A 22,167-nucleotide genomic window follows, 5' to 3' on the forward strand; every position below is an offset into this window, starting at 1 on the left:
AGCTTGAAGAATTTCAATAACAGGATTAGTATCAGGATAAATGCCGAGCCATAAATAAAAAACTGCAGCGTTGTGTTCTACCAGCATACCAAGGACATCAAAATTATATTTTACGCCTTGATCTTTTACAGAAGGGATGCAACGATTGCAGTATTTAATTGTACTGCAGCCGTTGGGGTGACACCTATACAAACTTAAACCCGTTATCAATGTTATAATCAAGCGCAAGAAGGTTTGGGTGTGCTACTTATTTTCAGGTATCATTCGATTGTTAGTGGGCCATTCACTGTTACCATAAAAAAGGTGATTTAGTTTTTCTCATGGATAGTCAAAATAGTCGTTATTAAACTGAACAGGCGGGCAGCTATCTTGCTATAAATACACCGAGTTTGTGTTTTCTATGAAAACTTGATACGAAGGGAAAAATAACCAGAGCTTATCCCATGCTAAGGTTGTTATCTACGGATGATTATGATTTTAAATTGCTTTCTCTTCAAAAAACGTTAAGGAAAGCTATCCTTAAACAGCCACAATGCGCTTGTCTTTCTAAAATAAATGTTAATCTGTTATAAAATACATAGGAATTCCTACCCTTGTTGCCCCTCATTTTAGACTTCTCATCGAGCAGCATGGCTGGGGATGCCTCGATTTGTCGAAAGCCCTGCATGAACCTTTATTCAAATCGTATATTTGGAAAAAGGAAGTATTATGTACGAAGCCCAAATGTTGGGCGTTTGGCGCACGCAGTACAGGCTTTTTAGCGAGATTCTATGTGGTGTCAGCGAGTTGCCATACTATTATTTATTGAACCTGCTTTGTAAACAACATTAGGAAAACAATGCGTAGGCAATAACTTTGTAAAGGCCGCAATCATTAAAATTAATATTTCCTCGAAACTTTTCAGAACGCTCGTTTGAGAGGAATGAAAAGGAATCGCTGACAGTGCCAAAACAGATCAGAAAACGATTTCTCAATGACTTAATTTGGCGATTTCACTTTCATATAATTAGAAATATTCAAGTATAAAAGAAAAATCACTTCTGGAAAAGTGGCCCTTAGTTCATCTTTAGCTTGGTTTAAAACGGCTTTCTGTTTAGCCGGCAATTGCCTTTCTGCACTGTTGATGTAGAAGTTAAGAATTGACATGGTCAATTGATAATGAGGCTTTTTGGCGTTTACTTTGTAGTGCTGATTTTCTCAATGACTTTGCGATTCTCTAGGGGTCTTTTCACGTAAATACCCCTTTTCTAAATCAAGGGGTTACTGTTTTTTGTGTTACTTTTTACGACCATTTTTTACTTTGATTTACCACACCCCAGAATTATAGTATTTCAAAAAAATATTTTGAGTAGCTTAAGGAAAAGTTATAAAAATCTTCCGTGCCGCTCTCACTCTGGCTTGAACGGCTAAAAGACACCTCCCGACATGAATGCTGGAGCCTAAACTCCAGAAAAACTTCAGATTTAAGGCATGTTTCATAGTCTTTTTAAGACTCTTGATTCTTACTTTAAAAATGATAAATTGTTTCCATAGCATAGAAACTGAAGTTTTAAGAGGCCCTTGATGGATAGAAGATTGTTAGAGATACTGGCTTGCCCTATATGTAAAGGGAAATTAGTTTATAGCCAAGATGAACAGGAGCTTATTTGCAGGTTTGACAAATTAGCTTACCCTATTCGTGATGGAATACCCGTAATGTTGCCCGATAGTACACGTCCCTTAATTGAGAGGTAAGATGGAATTCCGAGTTATTATTCCCGCGCGTTTTGATTCCACTCGTTTACCTGGTAAAGCATTAGTTGACATTGCCGGCAAACCGATGATTCAGCATGTTTATGAAAGTGCGATTAAAAGCGGTGCTGAAGAGGTTGTGATTGCTACCGATGATAAAAGAATCCGCCAAGTCGCCGAAGATTTTGGCGCAGTAATTTGCATGACTTCTTCCGATCATCAATCAGGTACTGAACGTATTGCCGAGGCTGCGGTTGCATTAGGTTTTGAAGATGATGAGATTATCGTTTGTTTGCAAGGCGATGAACCTTTAATTCCACCGGATGCCATTCGTAAATTAGCGGAAGACTTGAATGAACATGATAATGTTAAAGTTGCTTCTCTTTGTACGCCCATTACAGAGGTCGATGACTTATTTAATCCCTACAGTACTAAAGTCGTTTTAAACCGGCGCAATTATGCGCTTTATTTTAGCCACGCTCCCATTCCGTGGAGCCGTGATACTTTTTCTGATAAAGAGAACCTCCAATTGAATGGTTCTCATTACCGCCATGTCGGTATCTATGCTTACCGAGTAGGCTTCCTAGAAGAATATCTTTCCTGGGACGCTTGCCCGGCAGAAAAAATGGAAGCCTTAGAACAATTGCGTATATTGTGGCACGGGGGTCGTATTTACATGGTGGTCGCTAAAAATAAATGTCCTCCGGGTGTTGACACGGAAGAAGACCTTAAGCGGGTTAGGGCTTATTTTTAATGCTCTCTAAAGAAGCTTTTACTTCAAAGAAGCTTTTACTTCAATGAGCGCTTGGTCTATTTGTTGGATGGATTTGGGGGCAATGAAGATCGTATCGTCTCCCGCGATGGTCGCAAGTATCATGGAATCTTTTTTATGATAATCCAGAAGTCGAGCAATGAGCGGTGCTGATCCTGGGCTTGTTTTAACGAGAATTAACGTTTCATTTGCAGTGATATCAAGCACTAGCTGTGTTAAATGGCTTTTTGTCGAAGGAGGCAAAGGCTCTTTCGAGAGCCTATAGACCGTTTGGCCTTCTTCATCCTTGACTTTTATTGCCAGTAACTTACGTAACAAACGCGAAATTTTTGATTGGTTGATATCATAGCCTTGCTGATGGAGCTTTGTAACTAACTCGTCTTGCTTAGTAATTTTTTCTGTCCAAAGCAGCGTTTTAACGGCTTCAGTCAATGATTTTTGAGGATCGCTCTTTCTGGCCATAAAAGTTTGAAATATATATTCAAATAATATATCAATAGTTGAATATTTAGTCAAATATTTGACTAAAAAGTCGGACCAAGCTATTATCACGAAATGAACAAAATCCAAGTTGAGTCCTTGAAAAAAAGCTATCACGGCACAGTCGTTCTTAAAGAGGTTTCCCTTGCGGCAAAGGCAGGTGAAGTAGTTACGTTGTTGGGCGATAGTGGGGCGGGCAAGAGTACCTTATTGCGCTGTCTTAATTTACTTGAAATGCCCGATGAGGGACGAATGGTTATCAACGACCTTAAATTTCATTTTTCGCTTACTGCAAAAAAGCCAACGTGTCAAAGCCTTGTTGCGCTTCGCAGTAAAGTGGGAATGGTATTTCAACAATTTCATTTGTGGGCGCACCGAACGATTTTACAAAATTTAATTGAGGCCCCCTGCCAAATGTTGAAAATCTCAAAAGCAGAAGCGGTGAAAAAGGCAGAGTGTTTATTGGATCAGATTGGTATTTTAGCGAAAAAAGATGACTATCCTGTCCGCCTATCCGGTGGTCAGCAACAGCGGGCAGCCATTGCGCGCGCTTTGATGATGGAGCCGGAAGTAATGTTGTTCGATGAGCCTACTTCAGCGTTAGACCCTAAAATGATAACAGCCATGCGTGATTTAGTTCATGAATTAGCACAAAAAGGAATGACTATCGTCATTGCTACGCATGAGATGAAATTTGCTCGGGAAGTGGCGCATAAAACAGTTTTCCTTCATGAAGGAAGGATTGTGGAAGAAGGATAGCTAGAAATAGTGTTTTTCTCGTCAAAGACTCAGGTTTTTGGCGATTTTATTGAGTCGCTGGGGGATTGATGAATAAAAATAATAACAGAAGCGTAAGCCGTTTTTTCCGCTGGAGACCCACTTTTGTGCGAATGACAGCATTTTACTTTGTCAATTGTCTTTTTGTTTCGTCTGTTTTTGCAACAGACACTATTAAATTCGCTACAGAGGCCACTTATCCGCCCTATGTTTATATGGGTCCATCCGGTCAAGTCGAAGGTTTTGGTGCGGATATCGTGAAGGCGGTTTGTAAACAAATGCAAGCCACCTGCACCATTAGCAATCAGCCGTGGGACAGCTTAATCCCGAGTTTAAAATTGGGAAAGTTTGATGCTTTGTTTGGCGGAATGAACATTACCACAGCACGACAAAAAGAAGTTGATTTTACTGATCCGTATTATACGAATTCCGTTAGTTTTATCGCCGACAAAAATACACCGTTAACTCTATCCAAACAGGGATTGAAAGGTAAAATCATCGGCGTGCAGGGAGGTACGACATTTGATAGTTATCTCCAAGATTCTTTTGGAAATAGCATCACTATTCAGCGGTATCCGAGTGAAGAAGATGCACTGATGGATTTAACTTCCGGTCGAGTGGATGCAATGGTTGGAGATACGCCGTTAATTAAGCAGTGGCTAAAAGAAAACGGACGCGGAGAATATGTCCTGATAGGAAAGCCAGTTAATGACCCCAATTATTTTGGTAAAGGTGTAGGTATTGCCGTCAAAAAAGGTAATCAAGCGCTGCTGTTAAAATTAAATAAGGTATTAGCAGCAATTAAAGCAAATGGGGTTTATGCCGCCATTATTCAGAAATATTTTGGGCAGGAATAATGATTGGCTTGGAAGGTTTTGGTCTGCAATTGGCAAAGGGTGTAATGGTCACCTTGGCCGTCTCGCTATGCGCCGTTATTTTTGGAATTGGGCTTTCAATTTTATTTACGTTGACTGAATTTAGTCAGTTAAATTTTTTAAAATCGATTCTAAAAAGTATCACGGCTTTTATTCGTGGACTTCCCGAACTGCTGGTATTATTTACAATTTATTTTGGAGGCTCTGCACTGCTGACAAAACTTTTTCATCGCTCTATACAGGTTAGCGCCTTTTCGGCTGGAGTGTTAGCCTTGGGAACGATTTTTGCGACTTACGCTACTCAAACGCTTCGCGGGGCATTATTAGAACTTCCAAAAGGGCAAACCGAAGCGGGAAAAGCGATGGGCCTTTCAGGCTGGATTATTTTTAAAAGAATTGTATTTCCCCAAGTCTGGCATCATGCCTTGCCGGGCCTCGGTAATTTATGGTTAGTTTTACTAAAGGATAGTGCATTGGTGGCATTAATTGGATTAGGGGATTTAATGAATAAGGCGCAATTGGCCGCGAGCACAACGCGGGAACCCTTTAAATTTTATATAATGGTTGCCTTTTTATTTTTATTGTTGACTTCCGTCTCGCAATTGATTTTAAAATTATTTTCCGTAAATAAGTTTTAACAGTCATGAATATTTTACAATATTGGCCCCAATTATTATCTGGCGTTGTGATAACAATTGAGTTAATGTTATCTGCGCTCGCGTTGGGTTTATTTTTAGCCGCGCTATTAACCGCACTTTCTAAGAGTGGTTTTTCTTTTTTAGAAGCACCGGTAAACATTTTTGTTTTTATTATTCGTGGAACACCATTGCTCGTTCAGATTTTTATTATTTATTATGGCAGCGGCGAGTTTCATTGGTTGCGGGAAACCATTTTGTGGTCGCTGATAAAACGACCTTTTAGCTGTGCCGTTATCGCTTTGGCTATTAATACGAGTGCTTATACAATTGTTTTATTGCGTGGCGCTATCCATTCCATTCCGATTGGCGAGATTGAAGCGGCTAAAGCATTAGGTTTATCGTGTTGGAAAGCTTATCAGAGAATTATTATTCCTCGGGCGATCCGTATTGTATTGCCGGCTTATTCAAACGAAGTTATTATGATTTTAAAAGGAACTTCATTAGCAGGTACAATCACATTAATGGATATTATGGGAGTCACGCGTCACTTAATCGCCATGACGTATCAAGTTATCCCACTATTTTTCCTGGCTGTAATTATTTATTTCGTTTTAAATGCTTTAATTATGAGTGTGTTTTATTTCCTCGAAAAAAAATTAGTGTTTCAACATTAAGGGGTATTAATAATGAGGGGAAATCGCATTAATAATGATGAGGGGGAATCCGATCCCCTTAGTTAGGAAGGAAACTGTTTCAGACGCTCTCCAAAAGTTGGTGGAACGATTTCAGAAAAAGATCACCAGAAGAACGAAAGAAACTTTTACTTGTCTCGATCACCTTATGGAGGTTGTTGCTTTCACATTAGCTGCAGCTAGCGGTTTAATGTATTGGAATTCTTCCAAACAAGGGGGAGAACGTTTGGCAAAATATCTTGGTACCGATGCTGCACTTTACGCTTCTCAAGTAGGTGGTTCCGTTACCAATGCATTGTTCAATTGGGTTGCTTATTATCGGCGTCTACTGAATGCCAGGAAGCCACATTCTCAAAGAAGAAAAGATTATTACCAAGGTGAAAGGTGAAAAAATTAAGTGGGGCGCATCGTTCGTGATTGCTTTTTTGCGCTTTTATACCTATTTGGAAGGAAGTTTAAGGGGTTCGCGACTCGATATGATTCTCTCCAATTTAAGCGATGCTCTAAATTTACCCGTTAATATGGTGGGCGCAGAAGCAATTGATGAAACAGTATGAGAAAATGACGTATCGTTTTTTGATTGGATACGAGGAAAATGTGGTAATTTGACGAAAGAACTAAAATTACAACACGGAGTTTTGCGTGAAGCAAAAGAGCAGATCGTTAAGCAATTCCGCAATCAAGCAAAAGCTTATGAAGAACTTGACAAAAAAGTCAAGCTATTGTTTTCAATAAATTAATATACCGCGACCTTGAAAATCCAAATACGTTGGAACTATTGGAATGGTATACGTTTTTTTCTGCGCTATTGAATAAAGAAATGTTGAATTTTTGGACAATTCAACTTCCTCTGAATCATCATCGTCGTCTCTCAAGAGAAAGAATCCTGGTTTCAATGGGGTTTGCGGATGGGCGTTTGTGCCGCGGGTGCCATGGCAGTATGGGCAAACTTTGGATTTGGGGTGATGAGCTTTTCTGGTGGAGAGTTACTCATTTAATAATGAAGTTTTTGGAATTTTATCGGTAATTTTTCACCTACTGCCCAGCCTAGGCTTTACCAAAGATCGAATTTGGTGATTTCGCTTTGAGTGCTCCCTCATTAGAGGGGTGGGAAATCTCCGTGCTGTATTTTAGTTTGATGGCGGGCTAGTAGTGACTTTTCCTCCCGGAGTTACTGTTGATCAGATGGGATACGAAGGATGGAAAAAATGCTTTTACTCATTTGGGGGAGAGAAAGCGGCAATTGCATCAGGAGTCACCCATAACTTTCCAAACGGTGGTTTAAAGAGGTGGTGCGCCATCGTGCTGAGGGCGCTCTAAAAGCGAATGCCTATTTCCAGTTGCCAGGAGTTTTTTTAACGACTCGATGCTGCTCCGAGAGAATATCCGTACCTTTTTATCTACTGTAATGGCTGAGGAGCGTTTACAAAAAATAGGAAGATTTTATGCCGACTCTTATTGGTATCCCACGGGAATACGACGGAAGTGTCAAGCTCCGGAAGCTCTTATGGTGATAATCATTGGACGTTCTCACGGTAAGCCCAAGGAATTTATTATCGATTGCGTCTATTGTCGTCGCTAACTTTACCATTAGGGGGGGGTTTAGCGCCGTGATCCGCCTCTCCTTTAGTGCCACCAAAACTAGAACGACGCTCATCCCCAAAAGATGGAGTGCTGGCATCTGTTGCAAAGGGCGGCGGGGGCATAGACATGGGGAGCTGGTTAACATCTACAACGTCTTCACCCAACGAAGGTATCGGCCCGGATGATTGTGTATGATAGACAGGACCGCCGCGTCCGCCGCCGTGATCGCGACGACCGCCTCGAGTTCCGCGGCGTGAACGGGTTCCGTATCGGCTTTGACCGTGGTCGCCACCCCCGCTGCGAGGATGATATCTTTGGGGTCCCGTTGATTTGCGCGAAGCGTAACCACCTCCTTGCCTTCGACTTCTGGCGGAGAAAGACGGCTTATGCCGTTCAGGTATTCGCCGTTTAACTGGTGGCACCATGGCCGTTGAAGATTCTTCCTCACCACCAAACATTTTAACCATCAACCGTTTGAACAGGCCAGGAGCAGCTGTTTTACGAGGCGTTGTGGGCGCTGCTGCTGGAGGGGGCGTCAAAAACTGCTGGATGGCAGGTTCACTGAATGGCCTGATTTCTTGTTTTTGTGGCACCTCTGTTTTGAATACCTTAGTGAGTTTATAACTGGCCATGCCCTTACCGTGTGCGAGACTGGCAGGGTCGATTTTCATTTGCCGTAATTGATAAAGTGGGGTTTCCATATATTGATTGGGAACGACGGTAATTTTTACCGCATAATGGTATTCGATATACCGCAATAATTCCCGTTTTTCATTAATGAGGTAAGTCGCCAAATCCACCGGCACTTGTAATTGGAAATGAATATTTTTAGCTTTTGAAGCTTGCTCTTGGATGATGTGGATAATGGATAATCCCAAAGATTCAATGCTTCGTACGGTACCTTCGCCGTTGCATCGGGGGCAGGCGATTTGAGTGGAACGTGTGAGCGAAGATCGCAAGCGTTGGCGAGACATTTCCAACAAACCAAATCGGGAGATACGCCCAATCTGGATACGAGCTCGGTCTTGGCTTAATGCGTTACGCAGACAATTTTCGACTTCGCGTTGATTGCGAAGCGGGGTCATGTCGATAAAGTCAATAACAATCAGACCTCCAATGTCACGAATGCGCAATTGGCGAGCAATCTCTTCCGCGGCTTCTAAATTGGTGGAAAGAGCAGTTTCTTCGATGCTCGCTCCCCGCGTAGCGCGGGCGGAGTTAATATCAATAGCGATCAAAGCTTCGCTGTGATCGATAATTAAAGAACCTCCCGAAGGAAGGCGAATCTCACGTTGGTGCGCATTCTCAATCTGTTGTTCGATTTGGAATCGACTGAAGAGCGGGAGATGTTCTCGGTAAAGTTTTAGCCGTTCTACAAATTGAGGCCGGACTTGATTGATGTAATGTCGAGCATTTTCAAAAGCCACTTCATCATCGATGAGGATTTCTTCGACGTCTTGTCGAAGATAGTCGCGAATCGTTCGGATGATGACATCACTTTCTTGTTGGATTAAATAAGGCCCGGGTTTAGCGATAGCGGCTTGTTTAACTGCTTCCCAATAACGCAGTAAAATTTTTAAATCCCATTCTAATTCTTCCTTAGGCCGCCCTAATCCTGCCGTTCGGACAATCAAGCCTATCCCTTCAGGAAGACTAAGTTGGTTAATCGTTTCGCGCAATTGATCGCGCTCATCGCCTTCGATGTGGTGGGAAATGCCGCCGGCTCGTGGGTTGTTGGGCATCAGGACTAAAAAAGAGCCTGCCAGACTAATGAATGTTGTTAAGGCAGCGCCTTTCGTCCCTCGTTCTTCTTTATCTACTTGAACGACCAGTTCTTGACCTAATTTAAGTACCTGATTAATGTCAATGGAATCAAAATCGCCTTCGATCTCCTGGAGAAAATATTCCCGGGAGATTTCTTTCAGCGGCAAAAAACCGTGGCGTTCGCTGCCATAATTAACAAACACTGCACCGAGACTTGGTTCAATACTCGTAATGATGCCTTTGTAAATGTTGGATTTTTTCTGCTCTTGACCGGGAATTTCTATGTCGAGATCAATTAATTTAGAGTCGTCAGTAACAGCTACGCGCACCTCATCAGGCTGAGTGGCGTTAATCAGCATTCTTTTCATTTTTTAAACCTGTCCTCTGGGCGCTCAACCACAAACTTAGGGGGGTTTGAGGGTTCGCCGGAAACCGCTCTGGGAGCGTCGCGTTATTAATATACTAAATACTAATAAATTCAGCACCAATCTGAACTGCACTGAGCGTTTTCTAAATAGTTACAAACCAATTCGTTCAATTGGCATAAGGTAAACTTTGTAAGCTGTTGTTCGTTGACGCCAATTTTTCAGTAACCATTCAACCATTCACATTAGTTGCCTGAATAGTTACGTTTTTCACAATCTCAAACCATGATACCATGACGGCGACGTTTAACTATATCAGGCTTTAGGTAATAAAACCATATGCACACAACCCTCATCACGATCGACAATGCCCGCGCTGGGCAACGATTAGACAATTTTCTCATCACCCGTCTTAAAGGCGTCCCCTCCACCCGCATCTATCGCGCTATTCGTAAGGGCGAAGTGCGGGTAAATAAGCGGCGGGTGGGGGCTGATTATCGATTAGTTGTTGGCGACCTTGTGCGAATACCGCCTGTGCAAATAGGAGCCCCTAAAAAACCTGCCACCGTCGATGAAAAATTGCTCATTTCCTTGGAAATGCGAATTCTTTATGAAGAAGAGGATCTTTTGGTGATTGATAAGCCAGCGGGTCTTCCCGTCCATAGCAGAAGTGGTACTCAGGGAGGGCTAATTGAAGCCTTGCGTATCATGCGTCCCAAGGTCCGGTTATTGGAATTGGTTCATCGATTAGACCGTGAGACTTCAGGTTGCCTAATGGTGGCTAAAAAGCGATCAACTTTAGTGGCTCTGCATACTCTATTGACTCAGCGGAAGGTGATTAAGCAATACCTCTTGCTGGTCAAGGGTCAGTGGCAAGGGGGCGAATGTCGGGTTGAAGTTCCACTTAAGAAGAATCGTCTACAAAGCGGTGAGCGAATGGTGAAGGTTGAAAAGGAGGGAAAGTCTGCGGTGACTGTTTTTCGCCCACTTAAAATTTTTGAACAAACAAGCTTAATCGAAGCTAAACCACTGAGCGGCCGTACGCATCAAATTCGCGTTCATGCGGCGCACATAGGTCACCCCATTGCGGGGGACGAGAAGTATGGTGATAAAGTTTTCAATCGAAAAATGCGAAATTACCGATTGCGCCGTTTGTTCTTACATTCCGCGGGAATTTTATGTCAGTGGGAGGATAAACGTTTGGGTGTTTGTGCCATTTTAGATTCCAAGTTAATGAAATGTCTCACCCAACTTAACACCACCTAAAATGAAACGGGATTGAAGGTTCCGAATCCCCAATCCCGACACATACTTAGTGTGACTCTCGGCGGTTATATTGATCGCGGCTCCGATTCTCGCAAGGTCATTGAGACGCTTAACCGTTTGCCGTTAAATGGCTTTGAGACACATTACTTACAAAAGGTAATCACGAAAAATTTTCTTATTCCTGCTTAATCCTGAAGAAGGATTATTGTGGTTGAGCAATGGCGGAGGTGACATTGGTGAGTTATGGATTTAAAGTCGATGATTTGCCTCATGAGACAAATGATTTACTGCTGGCTCGCGATAAAACATTGCAGCTAATGCCGCCAACGCCTCACTTTTTTTAAGTTACTTAGATTGCATTATCAATTAGGTAATATTTTTTCGTTCACGCCGGCGTTTGTTCCAGAATCCCGTTAATAATAGATCGCTTTAGATACCGGCGTTTTTTATAAGGGAAATCTGTGCTATTTGGTGTTGCAGGGGAGAATGTTATTTTTGTAGGTGTGATTGTCGTTTTTTGGATTTAGTTGAATGATTTAGTGCTCGACAATTTTAATAATAAATAATTGTACTTTAATTGTACTTTTCAGTGTCATCTCGAACTAAGTCCTAAATCCAATTGCTGATAATAATTCCCATACCAACGCTATTTGTATAATAATTGTATTCAATCAAGCTTTGGTCATAACCACTGAAAAATTGAATATAGCCATGTAACAGGCCGTGGATGGGGGAAGGAATAGGAAATTCATAGCACCGCGTTTGAAGCCACTTTCAATAGCATTTCTTAATCTTAGCATTAAAGAGAAAACTTGCCGATGAAAAGTGACTGCGAAAACAACTCGTCCGTAGCCGAGGTAGCGATAAATATTGGGATTGTGAAGATCGCTGGATTCCGCTTTAAAGATTAAGATCCAGGGTTTGACGTCAACCATCCAACGTTTGCCGGTGAAAGTAAAATCGAGCAAAAGTCGATTCTAGCTTCTTTCCTAAGTTGCCGCCGCGGCCGTTAGATTGGTGATTAATACCAATAGCGGCTAATCCGTTTGGAGAAAAATGATCGCTTAAAAATAATTGCGGCTCATAATTGGTTTCACGAAAAAATTGAGATTTAGCATAAAACTGCCAGTAAGAGAGCTGAGTGTAGGATATATCCAACGAAACGCTACTACCGAACATTTGTTCATACCATATCGGAAATTGGAAGCTCTTTAACCTTTAAATTCTTGAATGATCCAATCGTTGATTTTCAGGAGTATTTCCTTCATAGATAGAGTGATAAGGTTGATCGGTATAGTAATAAGGCAAAATATAAGTTGGTTCGTAAAAGAAATTCCTGCACGTGTTTTTGTAACTTGTCGTTGGCGTGCCAATTTCTTCTCGAGGAGAGATTGTTGAGTGGGTGTCAAGTTTCTTAAGATTTCCTGTAATCGGCGACGCTTTTAGGGAGTTCGTCAATGAGGTGTGCTGCGGAACGATAAGCGCGAATACGAAGAGGGTTTTCGCCTCTAATTTCTAAAAGATCGGCCAGCTTATGTAGCATAGCGGTGATTTCGAGGTTGTGAACGGGCATAAAGTAACTATATATCATTATTACTTTTAGAGAGGAAATAGTAAGGATAGGAACAATGTCAGTACGGCCCTTAAAGCGAGTCCACTGCCCGGTGGCTTCTAGGCCGACAATTGGATCGAATTTGACACCATTCCGATTCCGCTATACCATTCCTCCTCAGTTTTCAGAGGGTTAAATAATCGATATCCCGTAAATCTCGGAGAAGAGAATGGCAGTACAAAAAAGTCGTAAAACCCGTTCAAGACGCGGCATGCGCCGGTCACACGATGCGTTACGTGGAGCGATGCTATCAAAAGATCTGACGACTGGAGAAACACACTTGCGTCATCACATCAGTCCGGAAGGCTACTATAAAGGCCGTCAAATTTTGACCTCCAAAGAGTCTTACGAAGGCGAAGAGTAAGCGCTGAATGTTAAAAACGATCGCACTCGACGCCATGGGCGGCGACTATGGACTTAAGGTCATTGTTCCGGCGGCCATATCCATCCTGAAAAAGCATCCAAAGGTCAAACTTATTCTTGTTGGTAAAGAAGAACAGTTAGCCCTTTTGATACCCGAAAAAAATAGAAAATCTTTTGGACAGCAATTGGAAATTGTTCATGCTAGTGAAGAAGTAGGAATGGATGAGTCGCCTTCTCAAGCGCTAAGAACTAAAAAAAATTCCTCCATGCGTGTTGCGATTAATTTAGTAAAAAAAGGCCAGGCCCACGCTTGTGTAAGTGCGGGGAACACTGGCGCTTTAATGGCAACGGCCCGTTATGTATTAAAAACACTGCCGGGTATTGATCGACCAGCCATTATTGCCGCTTTTCCAACGAAGAATGAGCGCGAAGTGCGGGTTTTGGACTTAGGGGCCAACGTCGATTCAACGCCTGAAAACCTTTATCAATTTGCTGTCATGGGCTCAATTTTATCTTTCGCTGCACATAACATTCGGAATCCTCGAATTGGATTGCTCAATGTGGGTGAAGAAGAAATCAAAGGAAATGAATTGGTGAAAAAAGCCAATGAACTTTTTGAGGCAAGGCAGACCATTAATTATATCGGCTATGTTGAAGGCAATACTATTTTTAATAATGTTGCTGATGTGGTTGTTTGTGATGGCTTTGTTGGGAATGCGGTGTTAAAAGCGAGTGAAGGTGTTGTGCAATTAATTAAGCAGCATGGCAAAGAAGCTTTTAGTGAGGCCTGGTGGACAAAATTAGCGCTCTTACCAGCGATTCCTATTTTGAAACGACTCATCAGACGTATTGACCCTGAGCGTTATAATGGAGCCACATTTTTGGGGTTGAATGGTATTGTGGTTAAAAGTCACGGGAGCGCGAATATTAAAGCTTTTGTTTGTGCTGTCGAAGAAGCGATTTTTCAAGTCGATAAAAATATTCCTCAACTTATTAAAGAAGAAGTCGCTCATATTTTAAAGGAGTTTGAAAATAAATGACCTACGCGCGTATTCAAGGTGTTGGCAGTTATATTCCTCAGCAAATATTAAGTAATGCAGATTTAAAAAAAATGGTTAATACCACTGATGAGTGGATCATGCAACGAGTCGGCGTGCGTGAGCGTCATGTCATTGCCAATAGCCTTGATAATACCACCACTATGGCGGTCGATGCGGCAAAACGTGCAATTGAAATGGCGGGAATAGACCCTGCCGTTATCGACATGATTATCGTTGGGACTGCAACGGCAGAATATTATTTTCCTAGTACGGCTTGTTTGGTCCAAAAATATTTAAATTTGTGTGAGGATATCCCTGCCTTCGACATAAATGCGGCGTGTGCTGGTTTTGTGTACGCTTTAAGCATTGCTGATCAATATATCCGAAATGGAGGCGCGAAGCATGTGCTTGTTATTGGCGTGGATTCTTTAACAAAGGTAGTGGATTGGAAAGATCGCAGCACCTGTATTTTATTCGGTGATGGTGCAGGAGCGATTATTTTACAAGCTCACAAAGAACCTGGCATTTTAAACACTATTTTACATGCAAATGGCGATTATAGTGGTTTAATTACCGCTAAAAGTGGGATTTGGGAGCGGGAATCTGCGCTTCATTTGCACATGTATGGGAAAGAAGTTTTTAAACTAGCAGTAACTAAATTAGGAGAAATTGTCGATGAGATTATTGAGAAAAGCGAACTCACGCAATCGGATATCGATTGGTTAATTCCCCATCAAGCGAATTTACGTATTATTGAAGCAACAGCGAAACGAATAGGGCTGCCAAAAGAACGGGTTATTTTGACAATTGAGCAACACGGTAACACCTCCGCCGCCTCTATTCCTTTGGCACTCGATGCCGCTGTTCGGGTTGGCAAGATTAAACGCGGCGATACGCTGCTGTTAGAAGCTTTTGGTGCAGGACTTGCTTGGGGCGCTGCGCTACTTAAATTGTAGCCCGTATGAAGAAAAGCGCCTTACAAGGCTATTATAAAATCTCTGTATTGCGCTTCACTTTATACGGGCTATTTTAACTAGATTATATTTTGGAGTGAAAATGCTGCAATCTTTTGCCTTTGTCTTTCCTGGCCAAGGGTCCCAGCATTTGGGGATGCTAGCTGAGTTAGGGCTTCAGCAACCGATTGTCCTCGAAACCTTTCAGCAGGCCTCTTCCGTGCTGGCCTATGACCTTTGGGAGTTGGTTCAGTATGGCCCGCAAGAGAGGCTAGATCAGACCCAATTTACGCAGCCAGCTTTGTTAACTGCCGATGTCGCTATTTTCCGTTGTTGGGAAGCTCTAGAGGGGCCAAAACCGCAAGTGATGGCGGGCCACAGCTTAGGGGAATACGCAGCCCTTGTTTGCGCGGGGGCTTTAAAATTTGAAGAAGCCGTTAAATTGGTTGAGAAGCGGGGCAAGTATATGCAAGAAGCGGTACCTGTCGATGAGGGGGCTATGGGGGCTATCATCGGTTTAAATAAGGCGAAAATCGAATCCATTTGCGAAAATGCGGCACTAGGACAAGTTGTTCAGCCGGCAAATCTAAATTCAACAGGGCAAACCGTGATATCTGGCCATAGTGAAGCGGTGGATCGCGCTCTTAGCATGGCAAAGACAGAGGGTGCAAAAATCGCGAAGCGAATTCCGGTCAGTGTTCCTTCTCATTGCCCCCTCATGCAACTCGCTGCGGACCGGTTAGCGCAGGACATTGCTAAAATTTCGATTGCTTCTCCTAAAGTTCCGGTGATTCATAATGTAGACGTGGTTGATCGCAATGAGGCGAATATCATTCGCGGCGCTTTAATTAAACAACTAGTGGGACCCGTTCAATGGGTAGAAACCATCAAGTATATTGGAGAACAGGGGATTAAGGTTTTTATGGAATGTGGTCCCGATAATAAATTAGCTGGTTTAATTAAGCGCATTGATCGCCAGAGCGAGATACTGCCGCTCACCACGACAGAGTTAATTTTAACCGCTATAAAGCGACTAACTCACTAACTCCGCCCAAAGACCCCTCCTTGAGGAGAGGGCGGGGTGAGAAGCAAAAAATCAGGAGAAGTCGATGCTTACACCGCTCAAAGGAAAAACCGCTTTAGTAACAGGTGCTTCTCGTGGCATCGGCGCTTCCATCGCAGCCGAACTCGGTCGCCAGGGAGCTATAGTTCTTGGAACAGCCACCACGGAGGAGGGGGGAAAGAAGATTACCCAGATGCTGATGGAAGAAAAAGTGGAGGGGAAAGGCTATACTCTCAATATTTTGGATCAAGAAAGGATAAAAGCGATTCTATCCGATATTCAAGGTGATTTTAACGCGCCATCGATCTTGGTCAACAATGCGGGAATAACACGGGATAATATCCTTCTGCGAATGAGATCCGAGCAGTGGGACGAGGTCATCAATACGAACCTCAACGGCGTTTTTCATCTCACGAAAGCTTGCCTAAAATCGATGGTAAAAGCTCGCTCGGGACGAATTGTTAATATTAGTTCAGTAGTGGCAACAATGGGCAATGCTGGTCAAGCCAACTACGCAGCTGCCAAAGCAGGTCTGATCGGCTTTACCAAAGTCATTGCTATGGAATATGCGGCCTACGGAATCACCGCTAATTGCATCGCTCCCGGCTTTATTGAAACGGAAATGACAGGCGCATTATCCGAACAGCAACGAGAAGCGATACTGGCCCGAGTGCCAATGAAACGCATGGGTCAGCCTAATGAAATCGCTCAGGCGGCGGCTTTTTTGGCCTCTAATGGCGCGGCGTATATTACGGGGGAGACATTGCATATCAACGGTGGAATGTGTATGGTATAGCGCTTGAATACCAGTAACAACATGTTACTATTCGTCGAAGTTAACTTTAGAGAGGGGAGCCGCAATCATGGCAACAGTTGAAGAACGAGTCAAAAAGATTGTCGTTGAACAATTAGGCGTAAAGGAAGAAGAAGTTACCAACAGTGCTTCGTTTGTAGACGATTTAGGTGCTGATTCTCTAGATACAGTGGAGTTGGTGATGGCATTTGAAGAGGAATTCGAAACTGAAATCCCCGATGAAGATGCTGAAAAAATTACTACTGTCCAACAGGCGATTGACTATATCAAAGAACATTCTGCCGGCGAATCCACTCCTGCGTGATCGATTTTGCTATTTTGCTTTATTGAGATTCTGAGGAGTCACACTTGGAGAAACGGCGTGTTGTAATAACCGGGTTGGGAGTTGTGAGCCCTCTCGGAAATAAAGTTTCGGATATGTGGCAGGCGCTCTTAGCGGGTAAAAGTGGAGTGAAGCCGATTGCTCGATTCGATGCGTCCTCTTTTCCTACCCAAATTGCGGCCGAAGTCAGGGATTTTGACCCGGCTTTAGCATTAGATCTTAAAAGCATTCGTAAAACGGACGTTTTTGTGCAATTCGCCATGGAATCTGCCCGTCAAGCCTGGGAGGATTCAGGGCTAGAAATCAACGAAGCTAACGCGCCTCGTGTGGGGGTGGCTATTGGGTCTGGAATCGGAGGGATGCCTTGGATTGAAAAAAATTATGACGCGTTATTAACTTCTGGTCCACGAAAAATTTCTCCCTTTTTTATTCCGGGGGCTATTATTAATATGGCTTCTGGTATGGTGTCTATTAAATACAATTTAAAGGGCCCTAATATCTCAATCGTTACCGCCTGTACAACGGGTCTTCATAACATCGGTCACGCAGCGAGAATGATTGCTCACAATGATACAGACGCCATGATTGCAGGGGGAACTGAGATGGCATCCACCCCTCTCGGTATTGGCGGCTTTGCTGCTGTGCGTGCTTTATCGACACGAAATGATGAGCCTGAAAAAGCGAGCCGTCCGTGGGATAAAGGTCGCGATGGTTTTGTGTTGGGGGAAGGTGCCGCGTGTGTAGTAGTAGAAGAGTTAGAACATGCCAAAAAGCGCAACGCGACCATCTATGCCGAAATTATCGGATTTGGGATGAGTGGTGATGCTTATCACATGACACGTCCAGACCCCGAAGCCGCAGGTTTTACCACTTGCATGAAAAATTCCCTTTGGGATGCCGGCATCGCTCCTGAGCAAGTCGACTACATAAACGCCCATGGTACCTCGACGCCTGCCGCCGATCCGCTTGAGGTGTGTGCCATTAAAAAAATATTTGGGGATCATGCTTATAAACTAGCTATAAGTTCCACAAAATCAATGACAGGACACATGCTAGGGGCAGCAGGCGCCTTAGAAACCGTAATTTCAGTGTTAGCGATTCGCGATAATAGGGCACCACCGACGATTAATCTTGAAAATCCCGATGAAGGCTGTGATTTAGATTTTGTACCCAATGAGGCGCGGGAGATGAAGATCGATACCGTAATGTCAAATTCATTTGGCTTTGGCGGCACTAATGGAACCTTGGTTTTAAGCCGAGTTTTTGACTAAACCTAATTAATGTCATCCTTCAAAAAGATTATTCTTTTCATTTGCGCTATTGTGGTAATGATTTTAGGAATGTGGTTTGCCATTGTCTGGCACCGCTTTATTCATACGCCCCTTCAAAGCGACAAAGCGATACAGCAGGTAAGCACTATTAAAGTTCCACCAGGCACCGGCATTCATTACCTAGCAAAAAGTTTGTATGAAGAAGGATTACTGCAAAGTCCTCAATTCTTCATTTGGCTCACGCGTCTGAAAGGCGATGCCTCTTTGTTAAAAGCGGGTGAGTATGAGATTACGCCGAGGATGACGCCGTTGGAATTGTTAAGGAATGTAGTAGCAGGTAAAGTAAAGCAGCGCAGCATTACCTTTATTGAAGGTTGGACGTTTCGTGAAATGAAGCAGACCTTAGAAGAAAATCCCTATATTCACCATACCATTGACGGGCTAAGTGATCAAAAAATTCTGGAAAAACTTGGTTGTACCTACCTTCGTCCTGATGGACTTTTTTTTCCCGATACTTATTCTTTTACGTGGAGAGACAACGATATTAAAATACTTCGTCAAGCCTATCAGCGTATGCAGATAATTTTAAATGAAGCTTGGCAACAGCGCGCAGACAATTCACCTTACAAAAATCCTTATCAGGCATTAATTGTGGCCTCGCTTGTCGAAAAGGAAACGGCGTTGCCAAAAGACCGCCCTAAAATTGCCGGCGTTATTTTACGCCGTTTAAAAAAACGAATGCTTTTACAAGTAGACCCTACTGTTTTATACAGCCTTGGGCGCCCTTATGATAGCCCTATTACGAAGGAAGACTTAGTTTATAATTCACCATATAATACTTACCAGCATTATGGTTTACCTCCCACCCCCATTGATATGCCATCGCGCGCATCGATTCTAGCTGCGCTTAAGCCAGAGTCGGGTGATGCGTTATACTATGTGGCGCGGCGCGACGGCACTCATATTTTTTCGGCGACGTATAAAGAACACAAAAAAGCCATTAAAAAGTATTTAGAAGATGGAGAAAAACATGGGAATTGAACGCGGCCGTTTCATTTCTTTTGAAGGAATTGAAGGAGCGGGGAAGACAACCGCGCTTAATTGGGTGCGGGAGCAATTGGACGCTGCTCGTATTCCTTATGTGGTTACGCGCGAACCTGGTGGTACACCGATTGCTGAAGCCATACGCGATGTTTTGTTGAGTCATTCCGATGAAATGATGTGTTCCGATACTGAATTATTGTTAATGTTCGCTGGTCGAGCACAAAATATCGCTCATGTGGTTTTGCCTGCCTTACGACGCGGGCATTGGGTCTTATCGGACCGTTTTACAGATGCCAGTTTTGCTTATCAAGGCGGGGGACGAGGAATTCCCGTCAAGCATATTGAGAAATTAGCGGGATGGATTTTAGCGAATTTAAAGCCCGATCTCACGTTGTTACTTGATGCACCTGTTTCAGTGGGTTTATGTCGTGTTAAAAGTCGGGGTGCTAAAGATCGTATCGAAGCTGAGGGACTCGAATTTTTTAAGCGCGTGCGGGAATGCTATTTGGCGCTGGTGAACCAAGAGCCGGCTCGATTTCGTGTCATCCATACGGATCAGGATTTATCGAACGTTAAAAATCAAATAATGAAGGCAATAAAACCGTTGTTAATTGCTTCTCCTCTCCCAGGGAGAAAAACAGAGATCGAGGGACTATGATTTATCCATGGCAGCAAACTCAATGGCAAGAAATCTTAACCCGTTATCGGCAAGGACGATTACCGCATGCGTTGCTTTTAACGGGAAGTCCTGGGTTAGGTAAGTTTGATTTTGCGAAAGCGGTAGCGGAATTCCTTTTATGTGAAGCTCAGGATGGGGGAGTGTGTGGTTCTTGTCGCGGTTGCCAATTGTTTAGAGCAGGAAACCATCCCGATTTTTTTAAGCTCATTCCAGAAGAAAGGAACAAAAATATTAAAATTGCGCAAATACGGGAGTTAATTAACGCACTCAATCAAACCGCTCAAAATGGTGATTATCAGGTGGTTATCATTTATCCAGTGGAAGCCATGAATCGCACGGCAGCGAACGCTTTTTTAAAAACATTAGAGGAACCGTGCGGTCAAATTTTTTTAATTTTAATCAGTCATCAACCGGGAGCCTTACTTCCAACGATCCTCAGCCGCTGTCAACGGCTAGCTTTCACAGCGAGCGCCAATGAACCGACTGTTCAATGGCTTCAGAAGCAGATAGATGGTGATCGGCGCGAGGCTATCCAGTTATTAACGGCTGCCTTTTATGCGCCGCTGCAAGCTCTTCAATTAAAATTATTGAACTATACAGAAGTGCGTGATCGATTGTTACAGTTAATTGTAAATATTACCGCTAAGCGCGAAAATGCAGTTTCAGTCGCAGGGACTTTATTAAAAGAAGATTTGACATTCGTTTTGCAAGTGCTGATTATTATCGTGATGGATCTATTACGCCTCCAATTAAAGGCCACTAATTTTGTTGTTAATTCTGATCAATTAACCCTATTGCAAGAGCTGAGTGCTACATTACCGAAAAATAAAATAATGCTATTATTGCAAGAATTACAAGAGGCCTGGCGGTTGACAAAAAATTCTTTATCAGTAAATACCCAATTATTATTAGAGGATTTATTTTTAATTTTGTAGTTTGCAAGTCCATCATTCTTGTGAAGGCAGGAATCCAATGACAAAAATGGTTCACTCTGGTTTCTGATTCTGTTTTCAACAAGTGATGAATTAGTGGGGTAATCATGTTTGTTGATTCTCATTGTCATTTAAATATGCTCGATCTGACCAATTATGGAGGAGATCTTGGTACGTTAATTGAGAAAGCCAAAAGTGTAGGCGTAGAGCATATTCTTTGTGTGGGGGTTGACTTGACGCACGCTCAAGCGGTGATTCAAATCGCTGCTCATTTTGAAAACATTTCTGCAAGTGTGGGATTACATCCAAGCGAAAAAGTAGATCATGAACCGACGGTTCAAACGTTAATTGAAGTAGCGAATCACCCAAAAGTTGTTGCTATCGGTGAAACGGGTTTAGATTATTATTATAATCATAGTGAATTAGGAAAAATGCGTGATCGTTTCCGCTGTCATGTCCAAGCAGCACTTAAACTCAAAAAACCAATTATTATTCATTCGCGTAGCGCACAAACCGATACTATTCAGATTATGCAGGAAGAAAACGCACAAAGCGTGGGTGGTGTGATGCATTGTTTTACTGAAAACTGGGAAATGGCGGAACAAGCTATGAAGCTCGGTTTTTACATTTCCTTTTCGGGCATTGTCACTTTTAAAAATGCGAAAAACGTAGCGGAAGTCATAAAAAAGGTCCCTTTGGAGAAAATGCTAATTGAAACAGATGCTCCTTATTTAGCCCCCGTTCCATACCGCGGCAAAAAAAATGAACCCCAATATATCCCTTATGTGGCAGAGCGCATTGCGGAGTTAAAAAATATCCCGCTTAATGAAGTAGCTCGAAAAACGACCGAAAATTATTATCATCTATTTGAATAAAAAAAGGAGCCTATTTATAATCCGCTGAGCTGGGCTAGAATTCATTGATTTACGAGCACCGCAGCGTACATAGGAGCATGTGAGCAGCAAGCACACAGGAAATCAATGAAATACATAGCTGGCCTCGGGAATGCCGTTAATTAACGCTGCCTGTCGTCCCGCGGCTTGTTCGTGTGATCCAGAGAGCTATATTAAGTTCTAGAAATTGGCTAGTTAATTAAGTATTTTTGGATATCTCTTTTACAAAAATAATGT

23 protein-coding genes and 6 pseudogenes are annotated in these 22,167 nt (G+C 42.8%); 22 read left to right on the plus strand and 7 right to left on the minus strand.

Features of this window, described 5'->3' with window-relative positions; translation table 11 throughout:
- A pseudogene (locus FIV31_RS03995) lies at positions 1 to 126 on the minus strand (shikimate dehydrogenase); the annotation flags it as partial.
- A gap of 852 nt (positions 127 to 978) precedes the next feature.
- Positions 979 to 1,146, minus strand: a complete 168-nt coding sequence (locus FIV31_RS04000; protein WP_280123899.1) for a DUF3175 domain-containing protein — start codon at positions 1,144 to 1,146, stop codon at positions 979 to 981.
- Between the two features lie 417 nt (positions 1,147 to 1,563).
- Here FIV31_RS04000 and FIV31_RS04005 point away from each other — a divergent pair, with 417 nt between their 5' ends.
- Together FIV31_RS04005 and kdsB are read left to right on the plus strand one after the other, a co-directional pair.
- Complete coding sequence (locus FIV31_RS04005) at positions 1,564 to 1,734, plus strand: Trm112 family protein (protein WP_280123919.1); 171 nt, start codon at positions 1,564 to 1,566, stop codon at positions 1,732 to 1,734.
- On the plus strand, positions 1,724 to 2,485 hold the full coding sequence (gene kdsB / locus FIV31_RS04010) for a 3-deoxy-manno-octulosonate cytidylyltransferase (protein WP_280123900.1): 762 nt from the start codon (positions 1,724 to 1,726) through the stop codon (positions 2,483 to 2,485). Before FIV31_RS04005 ends, kdsB begins: the two co-directional genes overlap by 11 nt.
- Before the next feature lie 18 nt (positions 2,486 to 2,503).
- Here kdsB and argR read toward each other — a convergent pair whose 3' ends face one another.
- Positions 2,504 to 2,965, minus strand: coding sequence for a transcriptional regulator ArgR (argR, locus tag FIV31_RS04015; protein ID WP_425278263.1), 462 nt, complete (start codon positions 2,963 to 2,965; stop codon positions 2,504 to 2,506).
- 93 nt (positions 2,966 to 3,058) lie between these two features.
- Here argR and FIV31_RS04020 point away from each other — a divergent pair.
- From FIV31_RS04020 to FIV31_RS04050, 7 genes and pseudogenes are all read left to right on the plus strand, one after another.
- Positions 3,059 to 3,811, plus strand: a pseudogene (locus FIV31_RS04020) (amino acid ABC transporter ATP-binding protein).
- Positions 3,811 to 4,617 carry an arginine ABC transporter substrate-binding protein gene (locus tag FIV31_RS04025; RefSeq protein ID WP_280123901.1) on the plus strand — a complete coding sequence of 269 codons (807 nt, stop codon included), beginning with the start codon at positions 3,811 to 3,813 and terminating at the stop codon, positions 4,615 to 4,617. Before FIV31_RS04020 ends, FIV31_RS04025 begins: the two are co-directional and overlap by 1 nt.
- A complete protein-coding gene (locus tag FIV31_RS04030; RefSeq protein ID WP_280123902.1) occupies positions 4,617 to 5,273 on the plus strand; it encodes an ABC transporter permease in 657 nt (218 codons plus the stop codon). Before FIV31_RS04025 ends, FIV31_RS04030 begins: the two co-directional genes overlap by 1 nt.
- Before the next feature lie 5 nt (positions 5,274 to 5,278).
- The gene (locus FIV31_RS04035) at positions 5,279 to 5,947 is read left to right on the plus strand and encodes an ABC transporter permease subunit (RefSeq protein WP_280123903.1); all 669 of its coding nucleotides are present in this window, start codon (positions 5,279 to 5,281) and stop codon (positions 5,945 to 5,947) included.
- Between the two features lie 100 nt (positions 5,948 to 6,047).
- On the plus strand, positions 6,048 to 6,353 hold the full coding sequence (locus tag FIV31_RS04040) for a hypothetical protein (protein ID WP_280123904.1): 306 nt from the start codon (positions 6,048 to 6,050) through the stop codon (positions 6,351 to 6,353).
- Positions 6,343 to 6,522, plus strand: coding sequence for a hypothetical protein (locus tag FIV31_RS04045; RefSeq protein WP_280123905.1), 180 nt, complete (start codon positions 6,343 to 6,345; stop codon positions 6,520 to 6,522). Before FIV31_RS04040 ends, FIV31_RS04045 begins: the two co-directional genes overlap by 11 nt.
- 48 nt (positions 6,523 to 6,570) lie before the next feature.
- The gene (locus FIV31_RS04050) at positions 6,571 to 6,705 is read left to right on the plus strand and encodes a hypothetical protein (RefSeq protein WP_280123906.1); all 135 of its coding nucleotides are present in this window, start codon (positions 6,571 to 6,573) and stop codon (positions 6,703 to 6,705) included.
- 813 nt (positions 6,706 to 7,518) lie between these two features.
- Here the strand turns inward: FIV31_RS04050 and FIV31_RS04055 are convergent.
- Positions 7,519 to 9,681 carry an Rne/Rng family ribonuclease gene (locus FIV31_RS04055; RefSeq protein WP_280123907.1) on the minus strand — a complete coding sequence of 721 codons (2,163 nt, stop codon included), beginning with the start codon at positions 9,679 to 9,681 and terminating at the stop codon, positions 7,519 to 7,521.
- 336 nt (positions 9,682 to 10,017) lie between these two features.
- Between FIV31_RS04055 and FIV31_RS04060 the strand changes: the two genes are divergently transcribed.
- Positions 10,018 to 10,944 (plus strand): RluA family pseudouridine synthase, encoded by a 927-nt coding sequence (locus FIV31_RS04060; RefSeq protein ID WP_280123908.1) that lies wholly within the window; start codon positions 10,018 to 10,020, stop codon positions 10,942 to 10,944.
- A 24-nt stretch (positions 10,945 to 10,968) separates the two neighbouring features.
- Positions 10,969 to 11,360 (plus strand): annotated as a pseudogene (locus FIV31_RS04065) (metallophosphoesterase family protein); the annotation flags it as partial.
- A 193-nt stretch (positions 11,361 to 11,553) separates the two neighbouring features.
- Here FIV31_RS04065 and FIV31_RS08485 read toward each other — a convergent pair.
- The 3 genes and pseudogenes from FIV31_RS08485 to FIV31_RS04075 form a co-directional block, all read right to left on the minus strand.
- A pseudogene (locus FIV31_RS08485) lies at positions 11,554 to 11,879 on the minus strand (phospholipase A).
- Complete coding sequence (locus tag FIV31_RS08490; protein ID WP_425278264.1) at positions 11,872 to 12,123, minus strand: phospholipase A; 252 nt, start codon at positions 12,121 to 12,123, stop codon at positions 11,872 to 11,874. The pseudogene FIV31_RS08485 and the gene FIV31_RS08490 overlap by 8 nt, the downstream one beginning before the upstream one ends.
- A gap of 241 nt (positions 12,124 to 12,364) precedes the next feature.
- A pseudogene (locus FIV31_RS04075) lies at positions 12,365 to 12,579 on the minus strand (DNA polymerase III); the annotation flags it as partial.
- Positions 12,580 to 12,725: 146 nt separating this feature from the next.
- Between FIV31_RS04075 and rpmF the strand changes: the two are divergent.
- From rpmF to FIV31_RS04130, 11 genes and pseudogenes are all read left to right on the plus strand, one after another.
- Entirely contained in the window at positions 12,726 to 12,920 is a 195-nt protein-coding gene (rpmF, locus tag FIV31_RS04080) for a 50S ribosomal protein L32 (protein WP_280123909.1), read from the plus strand.
- 7 nt (positions 12,921 to 12,927) lie between these two features.
- Positions 12,928 to 13,959: a phosphate acyltransferase PlsX gene (gene plsX, locus FIV31_RS04085; protein WP_280123910.1), complete on the plus strand. Its 1,032-nt coding sequence runs from the start codon at positions 12,928 to 12,930 to the stop codon at positions 13,957 to 13,959.
- Positions 13,956 to 14,915, plus strand: a complete 960-nt coding sequence (locus tag FIV31_RS04090) for a beta-ketoacyl-ACP synthase III (protein ID WP_280123911.1) — start codon at positions 13,956 to 13,958, stop codon at positions 14,913 to 14,915. The genes plsX and FIV31_RS04090 overlap by 4 nt, the downstream gene beginning before the upstream one ends.
- Before the next feature lie 100 nt (positions 14,916 to 15,015).
- A complete protein-coding gene (fabD, locus tag FIV31_RS04095) occupies positions 15,016 to 15,957 on the plus strand; it encodes an ACP S-malonyltransferase (RefSeq protein WP_280123912.1) in 942 nt (313 codons plus the stop codon).
- A gap of 64 nt (positions 15,958 to 16,021) precedes the next feature.
- Positions 16,022 to 16,771, plus strand: a complete 750-nt coding sequence (fabG, locus tag FIV31_RS04100) for a 3-oxoacyl-ACP reductase FabG (protein WP_280123913.1) — start codon at positions 16,022 to 16,024, stop codon at positions 16,769 to 16,771.
- A gap of 67 nt (positions 16,772 to 16,838) precedes the next feature.
- Positions 16,839 to 17,093, plus strand: a complete 255-nt coding sequence (gene acpP, locus FIV31_RS04105) for an acyl carrier protein (protein ID WP_280123914.1) — start codon at positions 16,839 to 16,841, stop codon at positions 17,091 to 17,093.
- 44 nt (positions 17,094 to 17,137) lie between these two features.
- Positions 17,138 to 18,382 (plus strand): beta-ketoacyl-ACP synthase II, encoded by a 1,245-nt coding sequence (gene fabF, locus FIV31_RS04110; RefSeq protein ID WP_280123915.1) that lies wholly within the window; start codon positions 17,138 to 17,140, stop codon positions 18,380 to 18,382.
- A gap of 9 nt (positions 18,383 to 18,391) precedes the next feature.
- Positions 18,392 to 19,500, plus strand: a pseudogene (mltG, locus tag FIV31_RS04115) (endolytic transglycosylase MltG); the annotation flags it as partial.
- Positions 19,413 to 20,084 carry a dTMP kinase gene (tmk, locus tag FIV31_RS04120; protein ID WP_280123916.1) on the plus strand — a complete coding sequence of 224 codons (672 nt, stop codon included), beginning with the start codon at positions 19,413 to 19,415 and terminating at the stop codon, positions 20,082 to 20,084. The pseudogene mltG and the gene tmk, both read left to right, overlap by 88 nt.
- Positions 20,081 to 21,040: a DNA polymerase III subunit delta' gene (locus tag FIV31_RS04125; RefSeq protein ID WP_280123917.1), complete on the plus strand. Its 960-nt coding sequence runs from the start codon at positions 20,081 to 20,083 to the stop codon at positions 21,038 to 21,040. Before tmk ends, FIV31_RS04125 begins: the two co-directional genes overlap by 4 nt.
- A gap of 104 nt (positions 21,041 to 21,144) precedes the next feature.
- Positions 21,145 to 21,912: a TatD family hydrolase gene (locus FIV31_RS04130; RefSeq protein ID WP_280123918.1), complete on the plus strand. Its 768-nt coding sequence runs from the start codon at positions 21,145 to 21,147 to the stop codon at positions 21,910 to 21,912.
- Positions 21,913 to 22,167 lie beyond the last annotated feature (255 nt).

The sequence above is a fragment of the Coxiella endosymbiont of Ornithodoros amblus genome (genome assembly GCF_019425495.1).
Classification (GTDB): domain Bacteria; phylum Pseudomonadota; class Gammaproteobacteria; order Coxiellales; family Coxiellaceae; genus Coxiella.